This window comes from Rhodococcus sp. IEGM 1366 (assembly GCF_033142425.1).
Lineage (GTDB): Bacteria > Actinomycetota > Actinomycetes > Mycobacteriales > Mycobacteriaceae > Rhodococcus_F > Rhodococcus_F globerula.
The window spans coordinates 17,229-31,903 of sequence record NZ_JAWLRZ010000021.1 but is presented as its reverse complement, the minus strand read 5'-3'; the positions used below and the strand labels follow the sequence as shown (position 1 = coordinate 31,903).

General features: G+C 60.0%; 10 protein-coding genes. 7 read left to right on the top strand and 3 right to left on the bottom strand.

The features are described from left to right. Window positions 1–243: 243 nt before the first annotated feature. From R4P64_RS33075 to R4P64_RS33065, 3 genes are all read right to left on the bottom strand, one after another. The gene (locus R4P64_RS33075) at window positions 244–1,674 is read right to left on the bottom strand and encodes an MFS transporter (protein ID WP_317824396.1); all 1,431 of its coding nucleotides are present in this window, start codon (window positions 1,672–1,674) and stop codon (window positions 244–246) included. 124 nt (window positions 1,675–1,798) lie between these two features. Next, a complete protein-coding gene (locus R4P64_RS33070) occupies window positions 1,799–2,773 on the bottom strand; it encodes an NADPH:quinone oxidoreductase family protein (RefSeq protein WP_317824395.1) in 975 nt (324 codons plus the stop codon). A gap of 250 nt (window positions 2,774–3,023) precedes the next feature. Further along, a complete protein-coding gene (locus tag R4P64_RS33065; RefSeq protein ID WP_317824393.1) occupies window positions 3,024–4,694 on the bottom strand; it encodes a class I adenylate-forming enzyme family protein in 1,671 nt (556 codons plus the stop codon). 471 nt (window positions 4,695–5,165) lie between these two features. Between R4P64_RS33065 and R4P64_RS33060 the strand changes: the two genes are divergently transcribed. From R4P64_RS33060 to R4P64_RS33030, 7 genes are all read left to right on the top strand, one after another. Next, complete coding sequence (locus R4P64_RS33060) at window positions 5,166–5,756, top strand: helix-turn-helix domain-containing protein (protein ID WP_317824391.1); 591 nt, start codon at window positions 5,166–5,168, stop codon at window positions 5,754–5,756. A gap of 678 nt (window positions 5,757–6,434) precedes the next feature. Further along, on the top strand, window positions 6,435–8,324 hold the full coding sequence (locus R4P64_RS33055; RefSeq protein WP_317824390.1) for an NAD(P)/FAD-dependent oxidoreductase: 1,890 nt from the start codon (window positions 6,435–6,437) through the stop codon (window positions 8,322–8,324). Between the two features lie 242 nt (window positions 8,325–8,566). Next, window positions 8,567–9,370, top strand: coding sequence for an SDR family NAD(P)-dependent oxidoreductase (locus R4P64_RS33050; protein ID WP_317824388.1), 804 nt, complete (start codon window positions 8,567–8,569; stop codon window positions 9,368–9,370). A gap of 76 nt (window positions 9,371–9,446) precedes the next feature. Further along, window positions 9,447–10,358, top strand: coding sequence for an alpha/beta hydrolase (locus R4P64_RS33045; protein WP_317824387.1), 912 nt, complete (start codon window positions 9,447–9,449; stop codon window positions 10,356–10,358). Window positions 10,359–10,717: 359 nt separating this feature from the next. Next, window positions 10,718–12,199 (top strand): MFS transporter, encoded by a 1,482-nt coding sequence (locus R4P64_RS33040; RefSeq protein WP_317824386.1) that lies wholly within the window; start codon window positions 10,718–10,720, stop codon window positions 12,197–12,199. A gap of 158 nt (window positions 12,200–12,357) precedes the next feature. Beyond that, window positions 12,358–13,392 (top strand): phosphotransferase family protein, encoded by a 1,035-nt coding sequence (locus R4P64_RS33035; RefSeq protein WP_317824385.1) that lies wholly within the window; start codon window positions 12,358–12,360, stop codon window positions 13,390–13,392. A 45-nt stretch (window positions 13,393–13,437) separates the two neighbouring features. Further along, complete coding sequence (locus R4P64_RS33030) at window positions 13,438–14,673, top strand: acyl-CoA dehydrogenase family protein (RefSeq protein WP_317824384.1); 1,236 nt, start codon at window positions 13,438–13,440, stop codon at window positions 14,671–14,673. Window positions 14,674–14,675 lie beyond the last annotated feature (2 nt).

Sequence of the window (14,675 nt, the reverse complement as noted above, 5' to 3'; positions counted from 1 at the left end):
TGGTGCGGCAACTGGCTGCTCGGTCAGCGTTCTGCTCTATCCGTCTAACGGATGCGTCCTGGTGGCGGTTGCGCCCATCACCTCTCCGCAGAGATCTGCTCCAACACAGGATGTCTCGCGGCCACGAAGTCGTCCGACGACTTTCCGGTCAATCGCCACCCAAGTACCTCCGAAGTCCCGGGAGCTTCCTTACCAGCCAGAATCGCCATTCTTCGGGCACGAACGGTGTTTGGATGGAACTGCTCAGACCTTAACCACCGCAGGGTTTTCGACGGCCTGGTTCCCCTGTGCAGAGGAGATGGCGAGGGCGATGGCGGCTGCGAGGAACGCGGCACCACACCCGATTGACAGTCCAGTTCGGAAGCCGACCTCGGTTGGTACCGTGTAGCCATCGATCTGAATGCTCATTTGAGCCAGGACCACCCCAACCACGGCAGCAGAGATCGACGTGCCGACGGAGCGCATTAGGGCGTTAACGCTGTTCGCCGAAGCGGTCGCGGACAGCGGTACCGCGCTCATGATCAGCGCAGGCATCGCACCGTAGGCCAGCCCGATTCCCGAGCCGCAGATGCAGGTGACCAATATCAGACCCCAGGTCGTCCCCATGAGGAACACTGCAGATCCGTAGCCGAGCGCGATGACGAGGCATCCGGTGAGCAGCGTGATCCTCGATCCGCGAGCGGATGACAGTCTGGCTCCGAGCGGAGAGACGGCCATCATCATCAGGCCAGACGGGGCCATCCATAGGCCCATCGCCAGCATCGACTGGCCAAGTCCGTATCCGGTTGCCTCAGGCAGCTGAAGGAGCTGCGGAATGATAAGCGACTGTGCGTACATCGCGAAGCCGACGACTACAGAGGCCGTGTTCGTCAACAGCACTTGACGGTCGGCGTTGGCTCGCAGGTCGACCAGTGGATCACGGATGCGCAGTTCCCACTTGCCCCAGACCACGAAGGTTAAGGCCGCGGCCGTAAACAAACCGAGTGTAGCGCCGCTCGTCCAGCCCCAGTCCGCGCCTTTGGAGATCGGAAGCAGCAGGCACACCAGCGCGACGCCGAGCCCCAACGCTCCGATCGCATCGAAACGGCCTCTGGCACCGCTAGCGGGGGTCGCTGGAACGAACGCCCAAAGCAGTACCGCGATCAACATGCTTAGGGCGGCTGCGCCCCAGAACAGCACGCGCCAGCTGGTGTGCTCGGCGACTATCGCGGCCACGGGCAAGCCTAGGGCACCACCGATTCCCATGGACGAGCTCATCAGGGCGATGGCGGAGTTCAGGCGCTCGGGTGGAAGTAGGTCCCGCAGCGCTGAGATACCCAGCGGGATCATGCCCATGCCCAGGCCTTGCAGGGCTCGGCCGGCAATCATCGGCAACACGGAGGAAGCCAGCGCGCAGACCACGGAGCCGAGGATGAGGGGCACCGTGCACATGAGCATCATCCGGCGCTTGCCGTACATGTCGCCGAGCCGTCCGGCGACCGGCGTGGTCACTGCGCCCGATAGCAGCGTGGCCGTGATCACCCACGAGGCGTCGGAGGTGGTGGTGTCGAGGAGACTGGGTAACTCTCCGATAAGCGGTATCACGAGCGTTTGCATGAGTGCAGCGACGATGCCGATGAAGGCCATCACACCGACAAGGCCGCCTGGGTGGGTGGCGGGCGCCGGTTTGTTCACATTCGTTTCCTTTAACTTGAGGAACAGCTGGTGCTACTTACTGAGCCTGATCTTCGACCTGGTGATGATCGGCCAGTGATCGATCTGTCCTTCGTCTTGGACTGCGGCGGCATCAGTTCCGCTGTCATTCGCGCTCCATGCTGACGACCGCTTTACCTCGAACCTCGCCTCGTCCTAGGCGTTCCAGGGCGTGGGGCAGTTCGGCGAACTTGTAGACGCCGTCGATCTGCGGTGCCACAGTGCCGGCATCCGTGAACTCCGCGATGCGGCGAGCCTGTGTTGCAACCAGCTCGGGTTCGCGGTCGAGGAAAGCACCGAATGCGGCACCTATGACGGCGACGTTACGGAGCAGAAGTCGGTTCACCGCGACGGTTGGGATCTGACCTGCGGCGAAACCAACTACGACCACTCGTCCTTCGGGTTCGAGACACCGGATGGCTTCATCAAACAACCAATCCCCCAACGGATCTACGACGACGTCGATACCGCGGCCCATCAAGGCTTTGACTGTGGCTGAGTAGCCAGGTTCGAGTGTGATCACGTCGTCCGCGCCTGCGGAGCTCGCGACCTCTGTCTGTTCCTCAGTCGCGACGCCGGCAAGGACGCGAGCGCCCATTCCTTTGGCAATCTGGACCGCGGCCGTACCAATTCCTCCGGCAGCCCCCAGGACGAGGACCGTCTCCCCCGGCTGCAGCTTCGCACGCCGGTCGAGCGCGAACATCACCGTCTGGTAGTTCACGATCGTTGCCGCCGCATCGGTAAAGCTCACGTTATCGGCGATTGGTGATGCGGTAGCGACTGGTACGACTGCTTGCTCGGCGAATGCTCCCTTCCAGATGAATGCGCTCACTCGGTCTCCGGGCACCCACCCTGACCCGGGTGGGGAATCCAGGACCGTTCCCGCTACTTCACATCCGGGTATGCAGGGCAGTTCGGGCTTGAGCTGGTATTGACCGCGGGTGAGCAATAGGTCGGGAAAGTTCACCCCGATGGCAGCGACCTCGATGAGGAGTTCGTCCTTACCTGGTTGAGGGGCTTCAGTCTCAGCCAATTTGAGCCCCGAAGGCCCTGTGTAGGAACTCAATTCGTACGCCTTCATCAGGTGCTGTCTCCCTCATCTTGTCCGTGAGCTCGCGGCGGAACATCTCACCGCGTGCATATTCAGTTGGCCATTGACGGTGTGCGGGGCCGCATCCCCGGGTAACGCTCTGGACGGATTTTCCGTGATGCCCGCGGAACTAGAGTCCTCGCGGCCGCGGCAGAGTGGCTCGTTGCCGCTCGTTTCATTTATCGGCGAGGAGACGTGAGCCCATGCTGACAGATTGAATCCTGCAGTGGGCGGGACGTTCTCAGGATTCCCGAAGCGTGCGCCGGAGTATCTTGCCGCTGGCGTTCTTGGGGAGCTCGTCGAGAATGACCACCGACCTCGGATACTTGTACGCTGCCATCCGATTCCGACAGAAATCAATGAGGTCATCTGGGGTTACGGTGGCGTTCGATACGAGAGACACGAACGCCTTCACGGTCTCTCCGCGGTACTCGTCGGGCACTCCGACAACGGACGCCTCACGTACTGCGGGGTGCTGGTAGAGCACATCTTCGACATCGCGAGGATAGATTTTGAAGCCGCCGGCATTGATCATGTCCTTGATCCGGTCGACCACAAAAAGCCAGCCCTCGGCGGTCACTTTCCCGATGTCCCCTGTGTGCAGCCATCCGTCGCGAATCGCATGCTTCGATTCCTCAGGTAGTTGCCAGTACCCGGGTACCACCATGGGACCAGATACAACGATCTCGCCGGTTTCGCCAGGAGCCTGATCACTCCCGTCCTTCACGCTTACGATCCGGACTCGGGCCCCCGGTACCGGTACGCCGACCGACAGAGCTCCAGTTTCGGGATCCGTGGGCGGCTCGACCGCGAGCGGACCCAGGTGTGTCGCCGAGGTCGCCTCGGTCAGGCCGTATGCGCCACGCAGCTCCCACCCCGTAGCTGCACGGATGCGGTCGATGAGGGCGTTGCTCACTGCTGCACCGCCGCTGGGTGTTTTGGTCAGTGATGACACGTCAAATTCCTTGAGAGCAGGGTGGTTGATGAGTGCGATGAACGCGGTGCTTGCGCCGATCATGAATGTGCCACGCCACCGGTCGATTGCCCGCAGGGTTTCCTCGGCGTCGAATCGGTGCATGAGAACGATTGGCGCACCACTGATGATGTGTGCACCGAGTCCGGCGATGAGTCCGGTGATGTGAAAGACAGGGGCGAGCCCGACGATGACGTCTTGACCCGGACGTAGGTCCCACCACGAGGTGTACACGCTTGAACTGTGGACCATGGCGCTCTGCAGATTCATCGCGCCCTTTGACCTTCCAGTGGTACCTGAGGTGTAGGTCAATGCGCCGACATCCCCGATTTGCGGATCTGCCGGCGTGGGCGAGCACGCACGCCATTCGGTCATCACCGTGCACCAGTCCAGTGCCTTTGAGAATGACCGTCGCTCGCCAACGTGCTTGCCTACCGACATCGGGAGGTGTGCGCCGGGAGTCATGTCGAGCGGGTGGGTTGTGACCACAGTGTGTAACGATGCCTCATCACGAATCTCAGCGACCACGTCGGCGTAGAGACTGTCCAGGCACACCAGTACCTGGGCACCAGAGTCCGAAAGGATGCGGAGCAGTTCCTTCTCCCTGAGCATCGGATTAACCGGGACCGGCACCGCGCCGGCTTTCCAGGCCGCGAGGACTGCAACCAGCCATTGCGGATCGTTCTGCAGATATATCGCTAGCCGGTCACCGGACTGGAGTCCATGTTCCTGCAATGCAGCAGCTAATGATTCAGCTGCACAATCGATTTCAGAGAAAGTCAGCGTCACGTCGAAGTAGTGCACCGCCGGATCCGACGGCCTGGCGCGCACATGATGCTTCCATGCCAACAGCATTGTGCCGTACTCCCCGACCAGCTTTGGTGATGTCATTTCCGGGTAGTACTGAACCCACGGCTCCGCGGCGCTGTCCGTCTGCATCGCAACTCTCCTTCGACTACAGCCACGAGGGCTTGCGCTCCAGCCCGCATCAGCGCGACCCAAAGTCAGATCCATATTCACAATATTAGACTTTGATTCTGCAAACTAGACCGGCTGATGTCAAGGCTGTTTCTGAAACTAGGCCCAACAAGCTGGAAGGCCGCGATCACGGCGCGCCCCGAATACCCAAAAAGCGCGTCGCCGCGTCAACGACGTCAACGGGGTATAGAAATCGCAATCTCTTCCCAGGCGGCGCGCCTGACCTATTTGACATGCGGTTCATGGCCCACCATGAGTGTTCTAGACGCAACCTGCGCGGCATGCAGTCCCACGGACCGGGTCAGTCGGTTTGGTAACCCGGTCCGGATGCCCGCTCGCAGAAGCCCCCTTATGGCCCACCCGGGCGGACCTCGCCACGCCTTCCAGGAAGACATACGCTCACGCAAATGTTCTGGACGGTATACTCGGAGTATGACAGCACTAAGGGGAATGTCTCTTCGCGAACGCCAGAAGATGCAGACGCGCGATCATATCCTCGATGTAGCTGGAACTCTGTTCGGCGAGAAGGGCTTCGCTTCTACCTCCATCAACGACGTCGTCGAAGTTGCAGGAACGAGCCGCGCCACCCTGTATGCACACTTCGAGAGCAAGGATTCCTTGCTCGAGGCGCTGCTCGATCGGATGTGGACCGAGAGTCAGTGGCACTACGAGAAGTTCGGCGCGCTCGATGATTGGACTCGTGGGTCGATCCTAGGCTGGCTGCGAAACTTCGCCAGGGCGTGGCAACGTTACGCAATGCCGCACAAGGCGGCGATGGCGGCAATGCCGAGCTTCCAAGAGGAGGCACCTGCTCGACATCGACAGCAGGTCGAGGCTGTCCGGCGCAATAAAGAACTCTGGCGCGACTTCCCGGACCTCGAAGCCGACCTGCGTGCTTCCATGGTGATCAATGCTGTTCAGTTCGAGTTCTTCTGGCACTTCTACGCCGAGCCGACCATTGACCTCGACGTCCTTCTTGGCTACCTGACAGACGGCGTGCGCGCCTTGCTCAAGGCCGCGTGACTCGGACAGGCAACCGCTCGACCCTCCTGGAATGCGATCAGTAGGCGAAGCTGCATTTCAGGCACTCGGGCGAGCCTGTTGCTCGAAACCTCGCCTTGACGATTGCTGGCCAGGACGGCTGACTAACCCGGCCCCGGGCAACAACCTCGTCCCAACCATCCACAGCCTGCTCCGATCGGCAAACGACACACAGCGCCTCGGCGCGGCAATCTGGCCTCAAGGCCGCGCATTCTCATCCTCCCATCTTCCGTAGCGATGGAGATCTCGGCGAGAAGACGCGGCCAAACGTCGCGTGCCCGAATTCAGTTAGATCAGCTGCGGCCAGATACCACCAGCCACACCTTGACCTAGACCTAGACCATGATTCTATTGACCACACTTTCATTCTTGCTTATAGTGTTACCCACGACACATCGCCCAGCCTAACCGAGCGGCCTGGATATTCGGCCGCGGACGCCGTGTCCCAATACTCCTAACAGTAGTGATTCACAGAAGAACATGCCTGGGACTGCCTAGATGAAAGGTGAGGTCCAGGGTTCGGGCGAGTTACTCCCCCCGGCTGTGAGGCTGTTTTCGATTTCAACAAGGTTCAATAACTATACAAATAGTATATTGACAAGACTTTGATTCTTGCTAATACTTTGTGTGATCTACGCCATCAAGGAGAGGACTGACGCCATGACACCAGCGGCGGACGACTTACGAACCCATATCCCCAACTCCGACCCCGCGATCCTTCTCGCGAGCTTGGTTTCAATTACCGGTGCCATCGATCGGGTAGCGGAGTTTGTACCGCATCTGACCTACGCACCCCGACCAGGCGGGCTTGGATCCCAGTTGCCGGAAGGTCAGCGCGCGGCATTGAACGAGTGGGCACTCGAGGTACTTCTCGACCCGGCGATCCACGACGGCCGACACTTTGAGCAGCCCGATGACACAACGTTTCTCACTCTCACACAGTCCCTAGTGGGGTGGCCGTCAGAACCTTCGTCGATCCCGTTCCTGAAGGAGCAGGCCGGCTTCGTCTCGTTCGTTCCGACGGTTCCACGCTCGAAGCAGCCTGACGGTTTCTCTGTCGCGATCGTCGGAGCCGGAATGGCGGGCATCGGCGCTGCAATTGCACTCGAGAAAGCGGGATTCGACTTCACCGTACTCGAGAAGAAGGACGGAGTCGGAGGGGTCTGGCGTCAAAACACCTACCCTGGGGTCGGGGTAGACACCCCCACCAAGTACTACTCATTCTCTTGGGAGATCAATCCCGACTGGACGACAAACCACCCCCTCGGGGGTGAGTACCTCGACTATCTGGAACGAGTGTCCCGAGAGTACGGGGTGATCGACCGCTTCCACTTTGGCGCCGAAGTCACCCATCTTGTCTGGGACGAATCTCGGCAGGTGTGGCGTGTTACCTACCTGCAGGACGGTCAGCGGATCGAAATGACGGCCAACGCTGTCGTCACCGCAGCCGGCTACCTCACCAACCCCCAGCTTCCTGACGTACCAGGAGTCACGTCGTTCGGCGGTCGTTGGTTCCATTCCGCCGAATGGGACCACGAGTATGACTTCACCGGCAAACGCCTCGCGGTCGTCGGAACCGGCTGCACTAGCGTTCAGGTTGTCGACGCCCTTGGGGACACAGTCAAATCGCTGACACTGTTTCAGCGCCAACCACATTGGGTGTTGCCCAGCGACGGCAAGAACGAGATTCCGGACAGTGAGCGATGGCTGCTCGCGAACGTGCCGGAGTACGCCACCTGGGCACGACTACATACATTTCTGTTGATCGGCGATGCCAACTACGACGCAGTCCGATACGACGAGGACTGGGCATCTACCCACGAGACTTCGATCAGCGCGCGAAATGACATCCCGATGCAGCTTGGCCTGGGTCATCTCGATGCGTCCTTCAAGGATCGTCCCGATCTCATGGAGAAACTCACTCCCGACTTCGCGGTCTACGGAAAGAGACCGATCAGGGACCCTGGCGCCTACTACGAGACGCTCAAGAAGCCGACGACCACATTGGTTACCAGCGGCCTTCGTGAGGTAGTGCCCGACGGCATCATCGACGGCGACGGCAATTTCCACGAAGTCGATGCGATTGTGTATGCAACCGGCTTCACCCTCGAGTACCTGTCGAACTGGGCGATCGTAGGCCGCGATGGGGAGGAGCTTGCCGCGAAGTGGCAGGATTCACCAAAGGCATACAACGGGTGCTTGGTGCCAGGATTTCCGAACCTATTCATCACTTCTGGCCCCAATGCTTCTGCAGCGCACGGTGGTGGTCACAACTTCACTGTCGAAGCAGTCGTTCACTATCTGATCGAAAGCCTGCAGACCGTTGTCGAGCATGACGCTCGTTCGTTCGAAGTGACGGCTGAGGCCTACAAGAGCTGGGACGAAGAGGTCCACGCCTTGATGGCGGACTCGGTGTGGGCGCGGGAGCAGCGGGCGACGACCTACTACCGCAACTCCAAGGGCGACGTAATCCTCGCTAGCCCAATGAAAATGGAGCAGTACTGGAACCGTCTCCGCGCGCCGAACATGGACGACCTCATCATCCAGTGATCCGCTCCCCGGAGACGAACGTCAACATCCGGCCTTTTGTCTCCCGAGCCGCGTTCGATAGGCCAGTCCCAGGTTGTGAAGTTCACCGGACGAGTCACGATTGCGATCGACCACGTCTCACAGTCGGCAGTCCTGAAACGCGCAGACCAATGGCCATCTGCAGATGATTTCGCCGTTGACCTGGTGACCGAAATTGTCGACGCTTCCCCAACCCAACCCAACTCAGACACAGGGAGACAAAAATGACGGCTTTCACCGATCTGCGTGGACGCCTTGCGATCGTAACGGGAGCAGGTTCAGGAATCGGAGAAGCGCTGGCTCAGAGCGCATCCGACCGGGGCATGGCCGTGTTGGCCATCGACGTGAACGCCGACCGACTCGATCAACTCGTCGACAAAGTGTCGAAATCTGGCGGAAGTATCGATGCTGCAGTCGCCTCGGTTGCGGACAGTGAGGGTATCGCGAAGGTTGCCGCCGATGCCGAAGCACAACATGGTCCCGCAGGGCTCATCGTCAACAATGCCGGCGTCGAATTCACCGGACGGGTATGGGAAACCGACGCAACGGACTGGCGGAAGTTACTTGATATCAATGTCAATGGAGTTTTCAACGTCACTCGTGCTTTCCTTCCTTGCCTACTCGCGAGCGGTCAGCCCGGCCACGTCGTCATGCTTTCGTCTGTCGGCGGGCTAACGATCGGTGCTCGACAGAGCGCCTACATCGTCAGCAAGTACGCGGTGCGTGTGTTGGCTCAGTGTCTTCGAGCCGACCTCGATGAGACGAACGCGAATGTTGGCGTGACAGTGGTACTACCAGGGCCGGTGCGGACGAATATTTTTGCTGATGCGTCAGCTGCCGACGCGACGAGTGATACCTATCGCGAGCAGATGTCCGCGAACCTTGCCCGCGACGGGCTCGAACCTACCGAGATCGCCCGAATGACGTACGCCGCCGTTGAATCGGGCGAGTTCTGGGTGCACTCACATCCGGATATGTCCAGGTATGCCGTTGAGCGGCAACACCTGGAATTCATGTCCGCGCTCTAAGCCCTGGCGGCATCCAGCGACTAACGCTCCCCCGCCGGACAGCCTTCCCAACTACGTTAGTCAAGGAGAAAGACGGATGAAGCTCACACCCGAAGCTACGGCCGTGGTCGAGATGGCCGCAGCACGCATGCCGGTAGAGATGAACCAGATCGAAATACAGACGCTCCGGAAGGCGACGTCCGAGAGCGTTCCTGCCTCCACCACATCGATCTACTCGGTCACCGATGCCACGGCACGGACCGACTCGGGTGATGTGCCCGTTCGAGTCTACCGCCCTAGCGACTCGCCGGACCTGCCAGTGCTCATGTGGATGCACGGTGGCGGATACGCCATCGGCGACCTCAATATGTCGGACGAGTATCTACGACGCCTCAGCAACGCAGCGCTGACGATCATCGTCTCGGTCGACTATCGCCTCGCTCCCGAGAACCCGTATCCTGCCGGACTCGACGACTGTATGGGAGTTTGGTCATGGCTGCAGACCGGTCCAGCAGAGGTAACGGCAGACATCAGCCGATTGGGAATCGGCGGCGAAAGCGCTGGCGGTTCATTGGCTTTCGCCGCCGCGCTACGTGCTCGCGATGAAGGTGGTCGTATCCCTGATGCACTGGTCGCCGCGTACGGCACCGCGGAGATGACGATCTCTAATCCTGAGCTCAGTACGCCTCCTTTGCTCTCGGCTCGAGATTGCACATGGTTCTGGGACATGTACGCGCCGGACGTGGAGACGCGCGCAAGCCCTTATTGCAATGTTGCGGAGGCCACTACGCTGCGCGGCTTGGGCCCGTCCCTGATCATCACGGCCGGGGTTGACGCAACTCGCGACGCAACTGAGAGATTTGCACGCCGGATGATCGCGGACGGTGTGGACGCCACCCTCACTCGATACGACGGTGTGCCCCACGGGTTTCTGACCATGCTCGCTGCGATCCCTGAAGCGAGCCGTTCCTTCGACCAGATCGTACGGTTCCTTATTGCGAACCTCTGAGCGCCTCTGATTCGCCACGAAGAGTGCCTATGTCGCGCGCCAACCTGGCGATGGCACTCAGGCTTATAGAACTCCGCCCAGGTGCGGTGCATCGGCCCGCACCTGGGCGGTCACCAGGTCGATACGGCAGGCGGGCCGACCCTTGCGCAGTGCGTCGTCTCGCCGTTCGATCACTGGGACCTTCTGCTGCCCGCAAGCTTCGAATGCGTTCGAAACTCGTTGTTGCGCAACTAATTATAGCAGTTTGACCCCATTGACGACTGCCGGCCAGCGTGCGATAGTACAGCGATGTGACTGGCGTCTCACCTTCCCAGCGCATCCCCGGTCTCTTCCAGACCCCCGCCCCCGGAGGATCAAAAATGTCCCTCAAATTCGCCGCCGACGACCCCGGCGCCCCCTCTACCAAGGATGCCCCTGTTGGTAAGGCGCCATGGTTCGCGGCAACGTTCTTCTTGGTGTTGCTCACTGAACAGACGGCACTCGGCTTCACTCTCATTGCCCCGGCGCTTGGTCAGTTCGCAGCCAAGTTCGAGACGACGAACGTCTCAGGAATGATCACGATCTTCTTGCTGGTTCCAGCCGTCGCGACGCCGATGTTCGGCAAAATCGGCGACAGAATTGGTAAGAAACGCGCTCTGCTGATTGCGGCTTCGCTCGGTTTCGTCGGTGCCGTTGTTTGCGCCCTTGCCCCAACGTACGGGGTAATGCTGATCGGTCGCGCCCTGATGGGAGCGAGTGGCGCGTTCATCCCGTTGGCCTACTCCTTGGTCAGAGACGTCTTCCCGGAGAACATCCGCAACCTGTGCATCGGCATCGCGACGAACGGCGTTGGTGTCGTAGTGATCGTTGGGCCGTTCTTGGCCGGCTATCTCATTGATCAGGTTTCGCTCGAGTCTGTGTTCTGGCTCTTGGCCGCGATCACCGTCGTGGGAGCAGTCGGTCTTGCCTTCACGGTTCCAGAGACGCCAAACCGCAACGACTCGCCAATGGACCTGCCTGGCTTCATCGGGCTTGGCGCTGGCCTATTCACAATGATGTACGGAGTTGAACATCTCGCAAAATGGGGATTGTTGGACTCCCGCACCGCACTCTTTGTCGGTGGAAGCTTCATCATTCTCGCGATCTGGTGGTACTGGGAGCGGCGGGTCGACCACCCCTTCGTTGACACCCGGCTGTTGGCTGACCGCGCCGTGGCTTCGACTGCACTGGCCTACGCACTGATCTTCTCCGTTTCGGCGCTCATCGCCGGCTACATTCCGATGATGCTCCAGACACCGAGGGAGCTGACGGGAGCCTATGGTTTCGGGCTCGATGCCAGCGGTGTCGCCCTCTATATCGCGCCGGCCGGCGTGCTGACCGTTCTCGGCGGCATCGTTGTCGGGCTGCTCGCCAAGCGTTACGGATTTCGCGTCTTCCTCCAACTAAGCGGTGTTCTGCTCGTGGTGAGCACACTGATCCTCGGATTCCTACAATCAGAGCCCTGGATGCCGATCCTCGGACTGGCGTTCGCCGGTATGGGCAATATGGTGTACGCAGCCGGTCCGGGCCTTATGATGGTGCTCGCTCCCGCATCCTCGCGGGGAATCGCAGCGGCAATGCTAGGTGCGGTTGGCGGCGCGGTCGCTACGACATTGGTGCAGACGGCAGGTCTGGTCCTGAGCAAGAACATCGAGGGAACGGTGGGGCGATATCCCATCTATTCCTCCTCAGGATGGACGGCGGCATTCCTCGTAGGTACAGTCTCCGCGGCGGTCGGATTCTTGATCACGTGGCTAATTCCTCGACGAGAGCAGCAAATCGATACTGTTGAGTCCGAAAGTGCACTCGTTGTGAAGGCATAGCACTGCGCCAGAGCGTCTGTGGGTCTCGGCTATAAGGCCGAGACCCACGTAGACCGCCTGACGCAGGGATATTCAGTCCGCCGTCGCGGAGCGACCCGTAGGCCGTGCAGCGCGACGGATTCAAAGTTTGACCCATTCATATGAGGACCCGAACTGGCATGAGTAAAACACCGACGTTGACATCATCGTTCAACCTCGCGGAAGTGCGCGCCCACTTAGAGCAGCTCGACGAACTCGGCACCGGCGAAGATCTGACGGTACGCCTGCTGGCCGGCGGTAGGTCGAACTTGACCTTTGAACTCTCCTCGCCGTCCCGAAGTTGGGTATTGCGACGCCCGCCCGCTGGCGAACTTCTGGAAACGGCGCACGACATGCGTCGCGAAGTAACCGTGCAGGCAGCGCTGGCCTCCGGCAGAATCCCTGTTCCGCGTATCGTGCTTTCGTCCGCCAACGCAACGCATTCGAGCGACTCGTACTACATCATGGAAAAGGTTGAAGGCCGTGTGCTCCGGACCGACGCCAACTTCCTTGACGTCCCGGAAAAGCACCGGGAGACACTATCTTTCCGGTACATCGACGCACTGGCTCAGTTGCACACCGAAGATGTCGAGACCATCGGCCTGTCATCATTTGGCCGTCCCGATGGCTTCCTCGAGCGCCAGGTCCGGCGATGGTCAAAGCAACTGGAAGTGTCGCGGTCGCAGGACCTGCCCGAACTTGACCGCCTAGCCGATGAGCTCAAGTGCGCCTTACCTCGAACTATGGCAAGTTCGGTCGTCCATGGCGACTTCCGCTTCGACAACATGATTGTTCAGCTGGAGCCGCAGCCGGAGATCGCCGCGATTCTCGATTGGGAGATGGCAACGCTTGGCGACCCGCTGACCGACCTCGGACTGGTCTACGTGTTCTGGGAGGGCTGGCACGGGATCGACAACCCGATCGCCGGCAGCCCAGGGTCGCATTTGGGGTATCCCACTTTCGATGCACTCGCCCAGCGATATTCGGCTTCCACTGGAGCGGGACTTGACGATCTGGAGTGGTACAACGCGTTCGCATTCTTCAAGATGGCCGTCATTCTCGAATCGATCAACACCCGCTTCCTCAACGGTGAAACCGTGGGAGACGGCTTCGAGACCATCGGTTCGATGGTCTCGCCCCTGACCGAGCGCGGCCTGGCCATGCTCGCACGATGACGCAATCGATCTAAGACTGATGCTCAGGGATGGAGATATCACTTAATGGACTTCACTTACGACGATCGTACGAAAGCTCTTCGCACACAACTTCTTTCATTCATGGAAAGTGAAATCTATCCAGTCGAGCACCACTTTCATGACTGCGCGGAGGCCAACGAATCACAGTGGGAGCGACCAGCGGTCATGGCTGACCTTAAAAGGAAGGCCCGCGCACAGGGGTTGTGGAATCTCTTTCTCCCTGATGACACGCACGGTGCAGGACTTACGAATCTGCAGTACGCGCCACTCGCGGAGATTACCGGCTGGAGCCCAGAGGTAGCCCCGGAAGCGCTCAATTGCAATCCGCCGGACACCGGAAATATGGAGCTGTTGTCTCTGTTCGGCACGCCCGACCAGCAGCGTGACTGGCTTGATCCCTTGTTGGACGGGAAGATCCGATCCGCATACTGCATGACCGAGCCGAACGTCTCCTCGTCTGACCCATCCAACCTCGAAACTGCGATTGACGACGATGGTGATCACTGGATCATCAATGGAGTCAAGTGGTGGTCGACTGGGGCTATGAGCAGTGATTGCCAGTTGCTCATCGTGATGGGTGTGTCCGATCCGGGCGCAGATGTCCGCGGGCGACACAGCCTCGTACTCATCCCTCGGAACACTCCAGGTGTGACAGTCGAACGCGGACTCCAGATCTTCGGTTTCCTCCACAGCGCACATGGCGGCCATGCGCAAGTGAGGTTCGACAACGTTCGCGTCCCCAAGGCAAATCTTCTGGGCGAGCGAGGACGCGGTCAAGCCCTAGCACAAGCTCGTCTTGGTCCTGGCCGTATCCACCACTGCATGCGCATGATCGGGATGGCTGAACGTGCACTGGAACTGATGTGCAAGCGCGCAAACGAACGCACCGCATTCGGAAAGCACATTGCCGATCAGGGCATCGTTCAGCACTGGATCGCACAGTCCAGAGTAAGAATCGACCAACTTCGGTTGTACGTGTTGCGTGCGGCATGGCTGATTGACACGGTCGGTGCCCGCGAGGCTCGCACCGAGATCTCGGCAATCAAGGTTGCCGCTCCCGACACGGTTGAGTGGATCGTCGACAAGGCCATCCAGGTCCACGGTGCGGGAGGAATGAGTCAGGATCATCCACTTGCGATGCTCTGGGCACAGGCCCGGACCATGAGGTTCATCGATGGTGCCGACGAGGTGCATCGCATGGTTGTCGCCACCAAAGAGCTCCGAAAGCACCCGATGGTCACAATCGGCGAGGGAGTCTGACC

What these genes read in the sequence shown, in the direction of transcription:
- R4P64_RS33030 (WP_317824384.1), top strand. Translation starts at nt 13,438, where the DNA reads ATGGACTTCACTTACGACGATCGTACGAAAGCTCTTCGCACACAACTT.
- R4P64_RS33055 (WP_317824390.1), top strand. Translation starts at nt 6,435, where the DNA reads ATGACACCAGCGGCGGACGACTTACGAACCCATATCCCCAACTCCGAC.
- R4P64_RS33045 (WP_317824387.1), top strand. Translation starts at nt 9,447, where the DNA reads ATGAAGCTCACACCCGAAGCTACGGCCGTGGTCGAGATGGCCGCAGCA.
- R4P64_RS33060 (WP_317824391.1), top strand. Translation starts at nt 5,166, where the DNA reads ATGACAGCACTAAGGGGAATGTCTCTTCGCGAACGCCAGAAGATGCAG.
- R4P64_RS33040 (WP_317824386.1), top strand. Translation starts at nt 10,718, where the DNA reads ATGTCCCTCAAATTCGCCGCCGACGACCCCGGCGCCCCCTCTACCAAG.
- R4P64_RS33035 (WP_317824385.1), top strand. Translation starts at nt 12,358, where the DNA reads ATGAGTAAAACACCGACGTTGACATCATCGTTCAACCTCGCGGAAGTG.
- R4P64_RS33070 (WP_317824395.1), bottom strand. Translation starts at nt 2,773, where the DNA reads ATGAAGGCGTACGAATTGAGTTCCTACACAGGGCCTTCGGGGCTCAAA.
- R4P64_RS33065 (WP_317824393.1), bottom strand. Translation starts at nt 4,694, where the DNA reads ATGCAGACGGACAGCGCCGCGGAGCCGTGGGTTCAGTACTACCCGGAA.
- R4P64_RS33050 (WP_317824388.1), top strand. Translation starts at nt 8,567, where the DNA reads ATGACGGCTTTCACCGATCTGCGTGGACGCCTTGCGATCGTAACGGGA.